The 15,420-nt window shown below is 73.3% G+C and carries 19 protein-coding genes; 10 read left to right on the forward strand and 9 right to left on the reverse strand.

Annotated features, from left to right (window positions below; translation table 11 throughout):
* The first annotated feature begins 204 nt into the window (after positions 1–204).
* Positions 205–1,176: a ribose-phosphate diphosphokinase gene (locus tag ACH4UM_RS14005; RefSeq protein WP_398177619.1), complete on the forward strand. Its 972-nt coding sequence runs from the start codon at positions 205–207 to the stop codon at positions 1,174–1,176.
* Between the two features lie 11 nt (positions 1,177–1,187).
* Here ACH4UM_RS14005 and ACH4UM_RS14010 read toward each other — a convergent pair whose 3' ends face one another.
* The gene (locus ACH4UM_RS14010) at positions 1,188–1,568 is read right to left on the reverse strand and encodes an anti-sigma factor antagonist (protein ID WP_398177621.1); all 381 of its coding nucleotides are present in this window, start codon (positions 1,566–1,568) and stop codon (positions 1,188–1,190) included.
* A 427-nt stretch (positions 1,569–1,995) separates the two neighbouring features.
* Positions 1,996–2,946, reverse strand: a complete 951-nt coding sequence (locus ACH4UM_RS14015) for an NADP-dependent oxidoreductase (RefSeq protein WP_398177624.1) — start codon at positions 2,944–2,946, stop codon at positions 1,996–1,998.
* Between the two features lie 71 nt (positions 2,947–3,017).
* Between ACH4UM_RS14015 and ACH4UM_RS14020 the strand changes: the two genes are divergently transcribed.
* Both ACH4UM_RS14020 and ACH4UM_RS14025 read left to right on the forward strand, forming a co-directional pair.
* The gene (locus tag ACH4UM_RS14020; RefSeq protein WP_398177626.1) at positions 3,018–3,965 is read left to right on the forward strand and encodes a GlxA family transcriptional regulator; all 948 of its coding nucleotides are present in this window, start codon (positions 3,018–3,020) and stop codon (positions 3,963–3,965) included.
* Positions 3,966–4,451: 486 nt separating this feature from the next.
* Positions 4,452–4,844 (forward strand): VOC family protein, encoded by a 393-nt coding sequence (locus ACH4UM_RS14025; RefSeq protein WP_398177629.1) that lies wholly within the window; start codon positions 4,452–4,454, stop codon positions 4,842–4,844.
* Positions 4,845–5,296: 452 nt separating this feature from the next.
* Here ACH4UM_RS14025 and ACH4UM_RS14030 read toward each other — a convergent pair whose 3' ends face one another.
* Positions 5,297–5,596, reverse strand: coding sequence for a DUF4235 domain-containing protein (locus ACH4UM_RS14030; protein ID WP_398177632.1), 300 nt, complete (start codon positions 5,594–5,596; stop codon positions 5,297–5,299).
* Positions 5,597–5,675: 79 nt separating this feature from the next.
* Complete coding sequence (locus ACH4UM_RS14035) at positions 5,676–6,695, reverse strand: glutathione S-transferase family protein (RefSeq protein ID WP_398177634.1); 1,020 nt, start codon at positions 6,693–6,695, stop codon at positions 5,676–5,678.
* 238 nt (positions 6,696–6,933) lie between these two features.
* Between ACH4UM_RS14035 and ACH4UM_RS14040 the strand changes: the two genes are divergently transcribed.
* Positions 6,934–7,854: a cation diffusion facilitator family transporter gene (locus ACH4UM_RS14040; RefSeq protein ID WP_398177712.1), complete on the forward strand. Its 921-nt coding sequence runs from the start codon at positions 6,934–6,936 to the stop codon at positions 7,852–7,854.
* 61 nt (positions 7,855–7,915) lie between these two features.
* On the opposite strand, the gene ACH4UM_RS14045 is transcribed toward ACH4UM_RS14040, so the two are convergent.
* Complete coding sequence (locus ACH4UM_RS14045; RefSeq protein ID WP_398177636.1) at positions 7,916–8,365, reverse strand: nitroreductase family deazaflavin-dependent oxidoreductase; 450 nt, start codon at positions 8,363–8,365, stop codon at positions 7,916–7,918.
* A gap of 399 nt (positions 8,366–8,764) precedes the next feature.
* The gene (locus tag ACH4UM_RS14050) at positions 8,765–9,397 is read right to left on the reverse strand and encodes a LysE family transporter (protein WP_398177639.1); all 633 of its coding nucleotides are present in this window, start codon (positions 9,395–9,397) and stop codon (positions 8,765–8,767) included.
* A 294-nt stretch (positions 9,398–9,691) separates the two neighbouring features.
* Here ACH4UM_RS14050 and ACH4UM_RS14055 point away from each other — a divergent pair, with 294 nt between their 5' ends.
* Together ACH4UM_RS14055 and ACH4UM_RS14060 are read left to right on the forward strand one after the other, a co-directional pair.
* Positions 9,692–10,933, forward strand: a complete 1,242-nt coding sequence (locus tag ACH4UM_RS14055; RefSeq protein ID WP_398177641.1) for a cytochrome P450 — start codon at positions 9,692–9,694, stop codon at positions 10,931–10,933.
* Positions 10,934–10,945: 12 nt separating this feature from the next.
* Positions 10,946–11,146 carry a ferredoxin gene (locus tag ACH4UM_RS14060; protein WP_398177644.1) on the forward strand — a complete coding sequence of 67 codons (201 nt, stop codon included), beginning with the start codon at positions 10,946–10,948 and terminating at the stop codon, positions 11,144–11,146.
* A 75-nt stretch (positions 11,147–11,221) separates the two neighbouring features.
* Here ACH4UM_RS14060 and ACH4UM_RS14065 read toward each other — a convergent pair whose 3' ends face one another.
* Complete coding sequence (locus tag ACH4UM_RS14065; RefSeq protein ID WP_398177647.1) at positions 11,222–11,515, reverse strand: hypothetical protein; 294 nt, start codon at positions 11,513–11,515, stop codon at positions 11,222–11,224.
* A 9-nt stretch (positions 11,516–11,524) separates the two neighbouring features.
* On the opposite strand from ACH4UM_RS14065, the gene ACH4UM_RS14070 reads away from it, so the two are divergent.
* Complete coding sequence (locus ACH4UM_RS14070; protein ID WP_398177650.1) at positions 11,525–11,716, forward strand: hypothetical protein; 192 nt, start codon at positions 11,525–11,527, stop codon at positions 11,714–11,716.
* Positions 11,717–11,718: 2 nt separating this feature from the next.
* Here the strand turns inward: ACH4UM_RS14070 and ACH4UM_RS14075 are convergent, their stop codons facing one another.
* Positions 11,719–12,270 (reverse strand): TetR/AcrR family transcriptional regulator, encoded by a 552-nt coding sequence (locus tag ACH4UM_RS14075; protein ID WP_398177651.1) that lies wholly within the window; start codon positions 12,268–12,270, stop codon positions 11,719–11,721.
* A 123-nt stretch (positions 12,271–12,393) separates the two neighbouring features.
* Between ACH4UM_RS14075 and ACH4UM_RS14080 the strand changes: the two genes are divergently transcribed.
* Complete coding sequence (locus tag ACH4UM_RS14080; protein ID WP_398177653.1) at positions 12,394–12,852, forward strand: nuclear transport factor 2 family protein; 459 nt, start codon at positions 12,394–12,396, stop codon at positions 12,850–12,852.
* Positions 12,853–12,882: 30 nt separating this feature from the next.
* Entirely contained in the window at positions 12,883–13,416 is a 534-nt protein-coding gene (locus tag ACH4UM_RS14085; protein WP_398177655.1) for a flavoprotein, read from the forward strand.
* Here the strand turns inward: ACH4UM_RS14085 and ACH4UM_RS14090 are convergent.
* A complete protein-coding gene (locus ACH4UM_RS14090; RefSeq protein WP_398177657.1) occupies positions 13,413–13,913 on the reverse strand; it encodes a hypothetical protein in 501 nt (166 codons plus the stop codon). The genes ACH4UM_RS14085 and ACH4UM_RS14090 overlap by 4 nt on opposite strands.
* A 207-nt stretch (positions 13,914–14,120) precedes the next feature.
* On the opposite strand from ACH4UM_RS14090, the gene ACH4UM_RS14095 reads away from it, so the two are divergent.
* On the forward strand, positions 14,121–15,089 hold the full coding sequence (locus ACH4UM_RS14095; RefSeq protein ID WP_398177659.1) for an aldo/keto reductase: 969 nt from the start codon (positions 14,121–14,123) through the stop codon (positions 15,087–15,089).
* Positions 15,090–15,420: the final 331 nt, after the last annotated feature.

Here is a 15,420-nt window from a genome sequence, read left to right on the forward strand (position 1 = left end):
TCCTCCTTCCTCCCTCTGCGGATGCCCGCCAGATCCCTTGCCAGACGGACGGGTTGGCCGCCCGGTCCGGCGGACGGGGGCGTTCGGGGCGCACGGGCGCGGCCGGGGCCTCGTGGCGCGTGGCCGGCGGCGTGCCGGGGCGGGCTCCGGCACGGTCAGTAGCATGAGCGCGGCAGCCGGTAATGATCAGGCGAGGAGCGGATCGTGCGAGACATCGCGGTGTTCAGCGGCAGCGCCCATCCCGAGCTGGCGGCGGAGGTCTGCGCGCACCTCGGGGTGCCGCTCAGCCCGACCCGGGTGAGCCGGTTCGCCAATGACTGCCTGGAGGTGCAGCTGCAGGCCAACTGCCGGGAGCGGGACGTGTTCCTGATCCAGCCGCTGGTCAGGCCGGTGCAGGAGCATCTCGTGGAACTGCTGCTGATGTGCGACGCGGCGCGCGGCGCCTCGGCCGGGCGCATCACCGTCGTGATGCCGCACTACTCCTACGCCCGCTCCGACAAGAAGGACGCCCCGCGCATCTCGCTGGGCGGCCGGCTGGTGGCCGATCTGCTGGTCGCGGCGGGCACGAGCCGGGTCCTCGCGATGACCCTGCACGCGCCGCAGGTGCACGGCTTCTTCTCGGTGCCCGTCGACCACCTGCACGCCCTGCGCGAGCTGGCCGGGCACTTCAGACAGTACGACCTGTCCCGTACCACCGTGGTCTCCCCGGACCTGGGCAACGCCAAGGAGGCGGCCGCGTTCGCCCGGATGATCGGGGCCCAGGTGGCCGCCGGGGCCAAGCAGCGCCACCCCGACGACCGGGTGACCATCAGCTCCGTGATCGGGGACGTGACCGGACGGGACGTGATCGTGCTGGACGACGAGATCGCCAAGGGCAGCACGGTCGTCGAACTCCTGGACCGGCTGCGCGAGTCGGAGCCGCGCTCGATCCGCATCGCCTGCACCCACGGCCTGTTCGCGGCGGGCGCCCTCAAGCGGCTGACCGAGCAGCCCGACGTGCTGGAGATCGTGTGCACCAACACCGTGCCGCTGCCGGTGGAGGAGCACGAGGAGTACCGGGCGCACCGGGACAAGCTCCGGATCCTGTCCATCGCCCCCGCACTGGCCGAGGCCGTGCGCCGCATTCACAACGGCGAGTCCGTCAGCGCGCTGTTCGACGCGGCGCGCGGTGAATAGGCCCCGGGCGTTCACAGCGAGCCGGACGTGGCCTCCGGCTGCTCCAGGGCCGCGTCCAGTGTGGGCTGCGGGGGCAGCAGCCGGGCCAGGCCGGTGACCTTCAGGATGCGCAGGGTCAGCGGGTGGGTGCACACCAGGTGCAGCTCGCCGCCCTGGTCGAGGACCCGGCCACGGGCCCGGTACAGCAGGCGCAGCCCGGAGCAGTCGAAGAAGTCGATCCGGCTGAGGTCGATCACGATCCGGGCGCCGGCCCGGGCCGTCACCCGGTCCAGATACGGCAGGATCTGCACCGCCGCCGCGATGTCGATGTCCCCGCGGAACTCCAGCACGGTGTGCCCGCGGTCCCGGTGGATGCGCAGATGCCGGGTGAGCGGCGCAGGTTCCTGCGGCACGACGACATCGCCTCCAACCGGCTGCTCCTGCGGCGGGTCCCGGGGCTCCGGGTGCAACACCCGTCCCCGCCCTGCAAGTTACCCTCGTTGGAGTGGATTCCAGCATGTTCGATTGACATATGTCTCTGAATTGCCGCCGAGTCTTCCTGTGAAGTGGGGCGAAGTGGGGGGGCAGGCCCGTGACGATCACGGGAGGCACGGGAGGCACGGGAGGCATGGGAGGCATGGGAGGCATGGGAGGCACGGGAGGCCGGGGCGCCCACGCGCTCACCGCCCGCGGCGCCCCGGTCGTCGTCCGTACTCCACCGTTCTTCGGCCCCGAAGTCGCTTGGGACGTCAAGGGGTTGCCCGGCGGTTGCCCTGCGGGGGCCGGATCGTCACCGGCCTCACGCCGGGCGACCGTTCCGGCCTTTTCGCCGGGCTGCGGTCAGTCGACCAGCAGCACCATCTTGCCCGTGGTGCGGCCGGTGTCGCCGAGCTCGTGTGCCTTGGCGGCATCGGCCAGCGGGAACGTCCCGGCGATCGTGGCCCTCAGCTTCCCCGCCTCGACGAGCTCCGCGATCGCCTTCATGCCGTAGTGGTCGGCGTCGACGAGCATCCGGATCGCCCGGACGCCGAGCCGGCCGGCCTCCTCGTACAGTTCCCCGGAGCCGACCGGCAGGATCGACACCAGGAGCCCGCCCGGGCGCAGCACCCGCAGCGAACGCACGGAGGTGTCGCCGCCGATGGTGTCCAGCACCACGTCGACGTCCCGCACCGCCTCGGCGAAGTCGGTCGCACGGTAGTCGATCGGCTCGTCCACGCCGATCTCGCGCAGGAAGTCGTGCTTGCCCGCGCTCGCCGTGCCGATGACGTGAGCGCCCCGCGCCTTTGCGATCTGCACGGCCACGTGACCGACGCCGCCGGCCGCCGCGTGGATCAGTACCCGCTGACCGGGCCGGAGTTCCGCCCGCTCCACCAGCGCCTGCCACGCCGTGAGGGAGACCAGCGGCAGCGCGCCCGCCTGGGTGTGGTCGATCCCGGCCGGCTTGAGGGCGAAGGTGCGGGCCGGGGCGGTGACGTACTCGGCGTGCGAGCCGTGGCCGAACGGGTAGGACAGCATGCCGAAGACCTCGTCCCCGGGCTTGAAGAGGGCGACCCCGATGCCCACGGCCTCGACGACGCCGGAGACGTCCCAGCCCAGGACGAAGGGCGGTTCGCCCAGGAAGCCGCCGGTGGCCCGGTGCTTCCAGTCGGTGGGGTTCACTCCGGCGGCCCGCACCCGGACCAGCACCTCGTTGGGGCGCGGCGAGGGCCGCTCCAGCTCGATTTCCTTCAGGACCTCGGGACCGCCGAGTACGTCCTGACCGATCGCGCGCATCGTTTTCACATCGCTCATGGTGGACCAGCCTGCCGGGCCCGGCCCGCCGGGGAAATGGCAAGATTGCCAACCTTCGATAGGATCGTGCCATGCAGCGTGTGGAACGGGTCGTGGTCCTGGCCCTCGACGGCGTCTATCCCTTCGAACTCGGCATCCCGAGCCGGATCCTCGGTGCCGCCGACGGCCGCTACGAGGTGCTGACCTGCACCGTCGACGGCGAACCGGTGCGTACCAACGCGGACTTCTCGATCACCGTCGAGCACGGCCCAGAGGTACTGGAGAGCGCGGACACGGTGATCATCACGTCGATGCCACCGGACCGCATCCCCGGCGGGCTCCCCGACGCGGTCGCCGCGGCGCTCGCGCGGATACCCGGGCACGCACGGGTGGTGTCCATCTGCACCGGTGCCTTCGTGCTCGCCGCGGCCGGACTGCTCGACGGACGCAGGGCCACCACGCACTGGCACGTCGCCGAACGCTTCCGGCGCACGTTCCCGCGGGTGACCCTGGACCCGGACGTGCTGTTCGTGGAGGACGGACGGTTCCTCACCTCGGCGGGCGCCGCCTCCGGCGTCGACATCTGCCTGCACCTGGTGCGCCAGGACCACGGCAGCGCGCTGGCGAACTTCGTGGCCCGCTGCTGCGTGGTCCCACCCTTCAGGGACGGCGGACAGGCCCAGTACATCGTGCAGCCGGTGCCCGAGCACGCCGCCGCGAGCACCGCCCCCACCCGCGCCTGGGCCCTGGAACGCCTGGGCGAGCCGCTGACCCTGACCGAACTGGCCGCCCACGCCCGGATGAGCCTGCGCACCTTCGCCCGCCGCTTCAACGACGAGGTGGGCCTCAGTCCGGGCCGCTGGCTCATCCAGCAGCGCGTCGTCCGGGCCCGTCATCTGCTGGAGTCCAGCGATCTGACGGTCGACCAGATCGCCGGCGAGGTCGGCTTCGCCACGGGTGCCTCCCTGCGCCAGCATCTGCACGCGGCGATCGGCGTCTCGCCGCAGGCCTACCGGCGCACGTTCCAGGCGGCGCGCTAGTAGTGCTGCGACCGGAAAGGTTCACCGGCTCGCGACGCCCGGCACGGCACGGCACCTCGCCGCGTTGTCGCAGCACCCGGGTACGTCCAGTACGCGGGCGATGCTCCGCCGTGCGATGCACCGCACCGGACGCCGCGAGCTCTCCGGCAAACCTTTACGGCCACAGCACCAGCGGGTCAGCGGGCCACGAAATACTGCGGGGCGCACCGGATGCTGCGCGGCAGGGCCTCCACCAGGACGACCAGGGCCATCGCGACCGTCTCCATGCTCCCGGACTCCTTCACCAGTACTCGGTACTGTCCTCGCTCTGGAGAGGTGTCCGCTACAGATGGACACCTGTCCAGGAAGCCGGTACGGCCCTGCGGGTAGCCGCGGCCACCCGCGCGGCTGCGACCGGTGGCCGACTGAATCCGCGCGGCGGGGTACCAGGAAGAAGGAGGGCGGCGGGGACAACCTCGTCCGGCCGCCGGACACTTCGGAGGAGACATGCCACTGGTGACCGCGGGCGTTGTCGTGCTCGACTGCGCGGAGCCCGAGAAACTCGCCGTGTTCTACAAGGAGTTGCTCCAGGCCGAGGAGACGGCCTCGACCGCCAACCTGGTGGAGGTCACGGCCGCCGGCGGACTCCGGCTGGCCTTCCGCCGTGACACGAACGCGACCCCGCCGAGCTGGCCCCGCCCCGAGAACTCCTTCCAGGTGCACCTGGACTTCCTGGTCGAGGACCTGGACGCGGCCGAGCGCCGGGTGGTGGACCTCGGCGGCCGCCCCCTGGAGGCCAAGGACGCCCCCGGCCCGTACGAGGAGCGCAACTGCTCCGACCCGTCCGGCCACACCTTCACCCTGCGCCGCACCCACCAGGCGGGACCGAAGCAGGGCTGACGGGCAGGGCTGACGGGCGGCGGTCGACGGCACGCATGCCCTGACGGCGTCTCAACAAGGCGAGCCGGGGTCTCGGCTGCGGTGTCCGGGCGGGGTCCCGGCAGGAGTGACCGGGCACCGTGGCCGGGGCCCACCCGGTCCCCGGAGCCCGTCCGCGTCCGTGCCATGGCACGCACCGTGCCGGCCCGCGACGGCCCCGGAGCGCAGGGGACCGCCCCGCGACGATCCGGTCCGACCCGGTCCGGCCTGGCCCGAGCCGGTCCGACCCGAGCCGGTCCGACCCGAGCCGGTCCGACCCGAGCCGGTCCGACCCGAGCCGGTCCGACCCGAGCCGGTCCGACCCGACCCGACCCGGTCCGGTCCGGCCCGAACCGCGCCGGAGCGCCTCGCCGTGAACCCGTCCCGTTGCGGGCACACAGGAGGCCGGGCCCTCCGGGCGGGGGCCGGGCTGCTCAGTCGCGGCCGCCCTTGTCCTTCGTCGGCCACACCCCGGTCGAGCGTTCGATGGCCTTGGCGCCCGCGCGGTCCACGGCGCTGCGCACCACGGCGAAGATGGCGCCCTGGACCGCCGCGGCCAACAGGATCTCGCCCCAGCGGCGGTCCTCGTCGAGTGCGTCGGGGGCGTCGTCCTCGTGGCGGATGGCCTTCCACGTGGCGCGGAACGCCATCCCGGCCACCGCGCCGCCGGCCCAGCCCAGCACGAAGCCGATGGGCTGGTAGACGAGCGGGAGCTTGTGCTTCTTCTTGGCCACCTGGGTCTCCTTCTGGGACAGGGGTTCGGGAGTGGGGGAGTGGGGGAGTGGGGAGTGCGGGAGTGAGGGCAGGGGCTGCTCAGGGCCTGCCCTGGGGCGGGACCTCCTCACCGGCCCGTACGGGCCCCGGCGGTGTGCCGTCGCCGAAAGGCCGGCCGCCCAGTTCCTCGCGGTGATGCGGTGTCAGCCAGCCGGACGTCTCCGGCCCCAGGGGCACGATGCGGGTCGGGTTGATGCCCGTGTGCACCTGGTAGTAGTGCCGCTTGATGTGGTCGAAGTCGACCGTGTCACCGAAGCCGGGAGTCTGGTAGAGATCGCGGACGTACGCCCACAGCACGGGGTTCTCCGTCAGCTTCCAGCGGTTGCACTTGAAGTGTCCGTGATAGACGGCGTCGAATCGGACCAGAGTGGTGAACAGCCGGATGTCCGCCTCGGTGATCGTGTCGCCGACGAGGTAGCGCTGCCGGGACAGACGGGCCGTCAGCAGGTCCAGCCGCCGGAACACGCCCGCGCACGCGGCCTCGTACTCCTCCTGGCCCGTGGCGAAGCCGGCCCGGTACACCCCGTTGTTGACGTCCTCGTACACCTCCGCCATCACCGTGCCGATCTCGTCGCGCAGCGCCCGCGGGTACAGGTCGGGTGCGCCGGGCCGGTGCAGGGCGGACCATTCGGTGGCGAGGTCCAGGGTGATCTGCCGGTAGTCGTTGGTGACCAGCTTGCCGCTGGGCACGTCCACGACCGCCGGCACGCTCACCCCGCCCGGGTAGCCGGTCTCCCGCGCGTCGTAGGCCTCGCTCAGGAAGCGGATGCCCAGGACCGGGTCGCGGTCGCCGGCGTCGAGGGTGAAGCGCCAGCTGCGGTCGTCCTGGATCGGATCGGCGACGGCCAGCGACAGCGCGTCCTCCAGACCGAGCAGCCGGCGCGAGACGAGCGCACGGCTCGCCCACGGACAGGCACGGCTCACGACCAGCCGGTAGCGCCCCGCCGCCACCGGCCAGCCGTCCCGTCCGTCGGCGGTGATCCGGTCCGCGAAGTGGCTCTTCGACCGTTTGAAGGTGGTGTGGCCGTAGGCGCTGTTGCCCTCGCGCCCGTCGCTCATGGGTCCTCCTGCTGCAGGGTGTCCTGATGAACGCGTTCCCCGAAATCCGCCGACGGCACGGTATGAGCCACGCCGACCGGGGCAATCGGCGAACGTGAGCGGGACATCCGAGCAGCATCCGAACGACCACACCACCGGGACGCGCACCACGAACCCGAGCACCGGGAGGACGCGCACCACGGACACCCACCCCGAAGGGACGGCCCAGCACAAGTCGGACCGCAAGACCCGCGTCACCGTGCTGGTGGCGCTCGCGGCGAACCTCGTCATCGCGGCCGCCAAGGCCGTCGGCGGCCTCATCGCGCACTCGCCCGCACTGCTGTCGGAGGCCGCCCACTCGGTCGCCGACAGCTTCAACGAGATCTTCCTGCTGGCCGCTTTGCGCCGCAGCCGCCGCCCCGCCGACCGGCGCCATCCCTTCGGCTACGGCAAGGAGCGGTTCTTCTGGTCGCTGCTCGCCGCCGTGGGAATCTTCGTCATGGGCGGCTGCTTCTCCTTCTTCCAGGGCGTCGAGGCCCTGCGCAGCAACGAACAGGAGAAGTTCAGCGGCTATGTGACGGGCCTCGTCGTGCTCGGCGTGGCTCTCCTCGCCGAAGGGCTCTCCCTGCTGCGGGCGCTGCACCAGGTGCACCGGCAGGGCGGCGCCAAGGACGGACTGCGCGACCCGGCGCTGCGCACGGTCGTCGCCGAGGACGGCACCGCGGTGCTCGGCGTCACCCTCGCCATCATCGGCATGGCGCTGCACATGGTCACCGGCCAGGTGGTGTGGGAGGCGTCCGCCTCGCTCGCCATCGGCGCCCTGCTCGTCTACGTCGCCTACCGGCTGGGCCGAGACGCCCGCGACCAGCTGATCGGCGAGGCCGCCGACCCCGAACTGAGCGGCCGGATCCACAGCCTGCTGCAGGCACAGCCCGAGATCGACAGCGTGGAGGCGCTGTTCACCATGAAGATGGGCCTCGACTCCGTGCTGGTGGCCGCCCGGATCGACCTGGCGCCCGGCCTGGACAGCGAGCGGGTGGAGGAGGTCGCCATGCGCATCAAGCGCTCGGTCGCCCGCACCGTCCCCGAGGCGAAGCAGATCTTCCTCGACGTCACCGACCGCCCCGCCGAGGAGGCACGGGAAAGCCCCGCCGCGACGGGGGAGCGCGGCGGGGCCTGAGGCACGCGTGCCCGGGCCCTCACGGGTTCATGCCTTCCCGGCCCGGATTTCTTCCGGGGGCTCAGCGCCCGTCGGCCGCCTCCAGCACGAAGACCGGGATCTCACGCGAGGTCTTCTCCTGGTACTCGGCGTAAGGGGGGTAGGCGGCCACCGCCCGCTCCCACCACTGGGCCTTCTCCGCGCCGGTGACCTCACGGGCCGTCATGTCCTGCTTGACGGGCCCGTCCTGCAGCTCGACGCGGGGGTCCGCCTTGAGGTTGAAGTACCAGAAGGGGTGCTCGGGCGCGCCGCCCTGCGAGGCCACCACGGCGTAGCGTCCGCCGTGCTCCACGCGCATCAGCGGGGTCTTGCGGATCCTCCCGCTCTGCGCGCCCCGCGTGGTCAGCAGGATGACGGGCAACCCCGTGTCCATCAGTGTGGTCCCCTTGGTGCCACCGGAGCTTTCGTACAGCTCCACCTGCTCACGCACCCACCGGGCCGGGCTGGGCTCGTACTCGCCCTCAAGAGGCATGGCGTCGGTCCTCTCGTCGCGTCCTGTGACTGATCATGTGCTGCCGTCCGTGCTGCCGTCCGTGCTGCCGTTCAACATCGGCGCCCGCACGATTCATCCCTACCGTGTGCTCCTGCCGCGTGCCCTTCGGCCACGCCCGCGGCGCGCCCCTTCCTGGAACGGATCCCCGTGGCCGGAGCGGACGCCGTCGTCCGTGGCGGGATCCAGCAGGTCGCGGCGGCCACCGCACGGCGGTATCGCGCCAGGGCCGCCCCCCACCCCACGGTCGCCCACCGGTGGGACCGTACGGCCTCATGCGTACGAGGACGCCCTCGCCGCCGCCCGCGCCGTCGCGCCCGGGCCCGCGGCCGGCGACGGCCCGGGCCGGGACGGGTGACGGCCGCCCCGGGGATGCGCGGCCTAAGACGGCGCGACCAGCATCCGTACCGCCAACGCCGTCATCACGCCGCTCGACAACAGCGCGGTCGCCAGCCGTCCCCGGTGGCCCGTCAGGGCCCGGCCCAGCAGCGCTCCGCTTCCGGCGACCAGCAGCTGCCAGCTCGCCGACGCCGCCAGGGCGGCCAGTACGAACACGCCCTGTTCCAGGGGCGGCACGGCGTCCACGGTGCGGGTGCCGAGGACCAGCGCCGCGAAGTAGATGACCGTGGTGGGGTTGAGCAGAGTGATCCCGAGCAGCACCAGGTACGCCCGGACCGGGCTCGGCGGGGGCGGGCCGGGGCGAGTGGCGAGCCGGTGCGCGCGGTACTGCCGCAGGGCCCCGACGGCGCAGCGCACGGCGAGCGCGGCCAGCACCCCGGCCGACGCCCAGCGCAGCGGCACCAGCACCGGCCGCAGCGCGGCGGCCAGCGCGGAGCCCCCGAGGGTGGCGAGCAGGGCGTAGAGGCCGTCGGCGGTGGCGATGCCGAGCGCGGCGCAGACGCCGGTCCGCAGGGACGTACGGGCGGTGAGGGATACGAGGTAGGTCGCGACGGCGCCGACGGGCACGGCGATGCCGTAGCCCGCGAGCAGGCCCGCGACGAGCGTGGCCGTCACGACCGCGGCGGACCGGGCCTTCGGGGGCGGCGGCGGGGCCGCTGTCGCCGCGCCACCGGACGGACGGCAGCGGACACCGGCGGCGGGAACACGTCGATCGTGGGCATGGCCGGATCCTGTGGCGCCGGCCCCCTCGACGGCAACCGAATTACGATGTGGAAGAGGTGCTTCCCGGCCAGATCCCGCGGGTCACCGATCTGGCCGAACTTCGTGTCGCACCATAGATGCCTCGGGCATCTAATGAAGATCGGCACGAAGCACCCTCCGCCTGCTTGCTCGTCTGCGAGGTCTTCCATGACGGACATGAACCAACTGTCCGAACCCGCCTCCGAACCCGCCTCCGAGTCCGCCTCGGAATCCGTCGCCTTCCCGCAGGACCGCACCTGCCCCTACCACCCGCCCACCGGCTACGACCCTCTGCGCGCCACCCGTCCGCTCGCCCGGATCAGCCTCTTCGACGGCCGCCCCGCCTGGCTCGTCACCGGGCATGCCGTGGCCCGCGACCTGCTCGCCGACCCGCGCCTGTCCACGGACCGCACCCGCGACGGCTTCCCCGCGACCACGCCCCGCTTCGCGGCGGTCCGCAACCGGACCACCGCGCTCCTGGGCGTCGACGACCCCGTGCACCGCACCCAGCGGCGGATGCTGGTCCCCAGCTTCACCCTCAAGCGGGCCACCGCGCTCCGGCCGCGGATCCAGCGCATCGTCGACGGCCTGCTGGACGCGATGACCGCCCAGGGGCCGCCCGCCGAGCTGGTCGGCGCCTTCGCGCTGCCCGTGCCCTCCATGGTGATCTGCGAGCTGCTCGGCGTGCCCTACGACGACCACGAGTTCTTCGAGGGGCAGTCGCGGCGCCTGCTGCGCGGCCCGACCGCCGCCGACACCCAGGACGCGCGGGACCGCCTGGAGGAGTACCTGGGCGCCCTGATCGACCGCAAGCGGAAGGAACCCGGCGACGGAGTGCTGGACGAGCTGGTCCGCCGGCAGGTGCGCGAGGGCGAGCCCGGCCGCGCCGAGCTGATCGCGCTCGCGGTCATCCTGCTGGTCGCCGGCCACGAGACCACCGCCAACATGATCTCGCTCGGCACCTACACGCTCCTGCGGCACCCCGAGCGGCTGGCCGAACTGCGCGCCGACCCCGCCCTGCTGCCGGCCGCGGTCGAGGAACTGATGCGGATGCTGTCCATCGCCGACGGGCTGCTGCGGCTGGCCACCGAGGACATCGAGGTGGCCGGCACGACCATCCGGGCCGGTGACGGGGTGGTCTTCTCGACCTCCGTCATCAACCGCGACCAGGACGTCTACCCGGCCCCGGACACCCTCGACTTCGGCCGCCCGGCCCGCCACCACGTCGCCTTCGGCTTCGGCATCCACCAGTGCCTCGGGCAGAACCTCGCCCGCGCCGAACTGGAGATCGCCCTGAGGACCCTCTTCGGGCGGTTGCCCACGCTCCGGCTGGCCGCCCCGCCGCAGGAGATTCCGTTCAAACCGGGCGACACGATCCAGGGGATGCTGGAACTCCCCGTGACCTGGTAAGAGGCTGCCGTCATGCACATCGACATCGACAAGGACCGCTGCATCGGCGCCGGTCAGTGCGCCCTGGCCGCCCCGGGCGTGTTCACCCAGGACGACGACGGCTACAGCACCGTGCTGCCCGGCCGCGAGGACGGCGGCGGCGACCCGATGGTGGGGGAGGCCGCGCGGGCCTGCCCGGTCGGCGCCATCACGGTGTCCCGGGCGGCGGGATGAGGCCGGGCTCCGATCCGGTCGCCGGCATGTCGAGGACGGCCAGCGACAGCGCGCGCAGCCGTTCCGGCACGGCGATCACGTCGTAGGAGACGATCCGGTCGTCCGCGACGGCGGCCTGGAGGACGCACAGCAGCCGCCCGTGCGGCGCGACCACGACCCCGGCACGGCCGTCCCCAGCGCCACCGCCGCGAACCGGGCGCGGTCCCGCAGCACGACCGTGCCCTCCGCCACCGCGCGGGCGCCCCGCAGCCGGGCCGGCATCCCGGCCGGCAGGACCGCAGGGTCGGCCCGGCGCACGACGTCCGGCGCGAGCACGTCCAGCAGCGCCTCCAGGTCGCCGCCCCGCGCGGCCGCCAGGAACGCCTCCACGACCGCGCGATGCCGGGCCAGCGCGGCCCCCCGCGCGCCTCCTTCGACTTCCAGACGCCGTATCTGAGGGCCTACTTCGGCAGCCTGGGCGTGGCGCCGGACCGCCTGCACCTCGTCGCCGCCGAGCTGACCCGCGTCGACGTCCTGCCGCATCTCGCCGGTCTTCAGGAGCGAGCGGCGGCGTCCCTCGCCGCCGTCTGAGTTCACCCGGCCCCGAGCAGGATCCGGACGGCCTCGCGGGCCTCCCCGGCCGGCTCGGTGCTGCCGGTTATGCCCGCCGTGACCATGGCGCCCTCGGCCAGCAGATACAGCTGTCCGGTCAGCGCGGCGGGCAGCGCGGCGTCGGCGACCAGAGTGGCGAGATAGTCCCGGAACGCCTGCTTGTGGGCCCGTACCTGGGCCGCCACGCGCGCGGAGGTCGCGCCGAGTTCGCCGTAGGAGTTGATCCAGGCGCAGCCGCGGAAGTCGGGCTCGCCGAACCAGAGCCGAAGCCAGTCGAAGACGGCGAGGATCCGCTCCCCGGGGTCCCGCCGCCGGCCCACGTAGGCCGCGAGCCGCTCCCGCCAGCGCACGTCGCGCCGCTCCAGATAGGCCTCCACCAGCAGTTCCTTGGCCGGGAACAGCTGGTAGAGGCGCTTGAGCGAGACCCCGGAGGCGGTGCGGATGTCGTCCATGCCGACCGACTGGATGCCCCGCCCGTAGAACAGCCTCTCCGCGGCGTCGAGCGCCTGCTCCCGGGCGACTGTGCTGTCCATGGCTGACCGGCACCGACCTTCCTTGACCTGAGAACGAGCGTTCTCTAGGTTAGCAGGCGGACCAGAGAACGACCGTTCTCCGGTCCGGCCGCCGGCCGTTGCCGGCCCGACGAGGAGGACCCCATGGCCGACCGCCCGCCCCTGCCGCCGTTCACCCGGGAGACCGCCGCACAGAAGGTCCAGGCCGCCGAGGACGCCTGGAACACCCGCGATCCGCACAAGGTCGCGCTCGCCTACTCCGAGGACTCCGTCTGGCGCAACCGGGACAGCTTCGTCACCGGCCGTGCCGAGATCGTCGCGTTCCTCACCGCCAAGTGGGAGCGCGAGCTGGACTACGCGCTGCGCAAGGACCTGTGGGCCTTCGACGGCAACCGCATCGCGGTGCGGTTCCAGTACGAGTCGCAGGACACCGAGGGCCACTGGTGGCGTTCGTACGGCAACGAGCTGTGGGAGTTCGACGAGCACGGCCTGATGACCCGGCGCGAGGCGAGCATCAACGATGTGCCGATCGCGCAGATCGAACGCCGTATCCACGGTCCTCGCCCGGAGGCCGAGCGTGGCCGGTCCTTCCCGTTGCAGTGATGGCGTGTGGCCGTTCAGTAGGGTGCCCGGGTGACCGAACAGGCCGGGAAGCCCTTCCTCTACGTCGTCGTGTGCGCCGCCGGCATCGCCACGGGCGTCGGCAAGCTGATCACCGCAGCCCAGGAGCGGGGCTGGGAGGTCGGCGTCTTCGCGACGCCGGTGGCCATGGGCGGCTTCTTCGACGCGGCCGCCGTCGAGGCGCACACCGGCCGCCCCATCCGGTCCGCCTGGCGTACCCCCGGCGACCCGCGCCCCTTCCCGCCGCCGGACGCCGTGGTCGTCGCCCCCGCCACCTTCAACACCGTCAACAAGTGGGCCGCCGGGATCGCCGACACCCTCGCCCTCGCCACCCTGTGCGAGACCTGCGGCCTCGGCGTCCCGGTCGCCGTCCTGCCGTGCGTGTCCGGCCCCCTGGCCGCCCATCCCGCATACCAGGAGAGCCTCGCACGGCTGCGCGGCATGGGCGTCCGCTTCGGCGACCCGTACTCCGGGGAACCGCAACAGGGCGGCAGCCGGGCGGAGTTCGGCTGGGAGCGGGCGCTGGACCTGCTCGGCCCGCGCTAGGTCTGTCGTCGGAATCCCGCCCGCCCCGCCGGCGTGGCCGTGGGCGCGGTCAGGGTGAGGGTGGCATGGACGGTGCCGCTCAGGTCCACGCCCGGGGGCGCGGAGCGCACGTTCAGGGAAGCGGTGACCTCGTACGTGCCGGGGCCGGGATACCCGCCCGGGCCCGGCAGGGTGCCGGCGGCCACGGTCGCGCCGTCCCTGGCGGCGCTCCAACTGCCCCACGTCCGGCAGGCGTAGCGGACCTTGGTCGCGGGATACCCGCACAGTGCCGCGGCGAAGACCGCCATCACCGGTGCGCCGACGCCCGTGCACAGGCTGACCGAGGCCCACTGGTGACCGGCGCCGCGCAGCACGCCGGCCGGGGCGCACAGCGTCGCCGGTGCGTCACCGACCGCCGCCCTGGGCGGGCCGGGCCGTCCCCAGGCGGGCGTCACCAGGGCGAGCGGCAGTACGGCCGCCCCCATCAGGTTCCGGAGGGTGGTCAGACGTCTCGCCACCGCGTTCCTCCCGTACGGCCGCGACCGGCCCGGCGCCGGCCGTCTGCGCCGAGGATGCGGGACCGGGGCGCGTACGCCGCCGCTCCCACGCCGGGTGATCACCTGCGGGCAGCAACCGCCGATGCCCCCGTGCCCCGTCCGGGCCGATGACCGGCGGCATACGCTCGTGCCCGGCAACCCCCCGTCCCCAAGGCAGGAGCAGCAACGATGCAGTACGTGAAGCTCGGTTCGACGGGCCTGGACGTGTCGCGGATCTGTCTGGGCTGCATGACCTACGGCGCGCCAGACCGCGGGACGCACGAGTGGACCCTCGACGAGGAGGGGTCGCGCCCGCTGATCCGGCAGGCCCTGGAGGCGGGGATCACCTTCTTCGACACGGCCAACGTCTACTCCGACGGCACCAGCGAGGAGATCGTCGGCCGGGCGCTGCGCGACTTCGCCCGCCGGGACGACGTCGTCCTCGCCACCAAGGTGCACGGCCGGATGCGGCCGGGGCCGAACGGCGGCGGGCTGTCCCGCAAGGCGATCATGACCGAGATCGACCACAGCCTGCGCCGCCTGGGCACCGACTACGTCGACCTCTACCAGATCCACCGCTGGGACCCGCACACGCCCGTCGAGGAGACCATGGAGGCCCTGCACGACCTGGTGCGGGCGGGCAAGGTGCGCTACATCGGGGCGAGTTCGATGTACGCCTGGCAGTTCTCCAAGGCCCAGTACACGGCGCGACTGCACGGCTGGACCCGGTTCGTCTCCATGCAGAACCACTACAACCTCCTCTACCGCGAGGAGGAGCGCGAGATGCTGCCGCTCTGCGCCGACCAGGGCGTCGGCGTACTGCCCTGGAGCCCGCTGGCCCGTGGCCGCCTCACCCGCGACTGGGGCACCGCCACCGAGCGCAGCGCCGCCGACGGCTTCGGCGGCGGTCTCTACCCGGAGGGCGATCGCACCGTCGTCGAGGCGGTCACCCGTATCGCCGGCGACCGCGGCGTCCCGCGCGCCCGGGTCGCCCTGGCCTGGCTGCTCCACCAGGACACGGTGACCGCTCCGATCGTCGGCGCGTCCAGGGCGCGGCACCTTCAGGACGCGGTGGCCGCCGTCGAACTCCGGCTGAGCGACAAGGAGATCGAGGAGCTGGAGCGTCCCTACGCCCCGCACGCCGTCAGCGGCCACTGAGCCCGGCGCGTCCGGCCCGGCGCGTCCGGTTCCGGTGCTGTCGGGCCTCGCTCACCGGGGTGGGGGGGGGGGGGGCCCCCCCCCCCCCCCCCCCCCCCCCCCGCGGGGGGGGGGGGGCCCCCCCCCCCCCGCGCCGGGGGGGGGGGGGGGGGCCACAACCCAAACACCGGGGGGGGGGGGGGGGGGGGGGGGGGGGGGGCGGCGGGGGGGGGGGGGGGGGGGGCGGGGGGGGGGGGGGGGGCCCGGGCCGGGGGGCCCGGCCGAGGGGCCGGCCGAGGGGGCCCCGGAGCCCGGACGTCCACGTTGCGTCCACGCCCCGAGGCCGGGCATG

The organism is Streptomyces sp. NPDC020801 (genome assembly GCF_044334385.1).
In the GTDB taxonomy this organism is placed as follows: domain Bacteria; phylum Actinomycetota; class Actinomycetes; order Streptomycetales; family Streptomycetaceae; genus Streptomyces.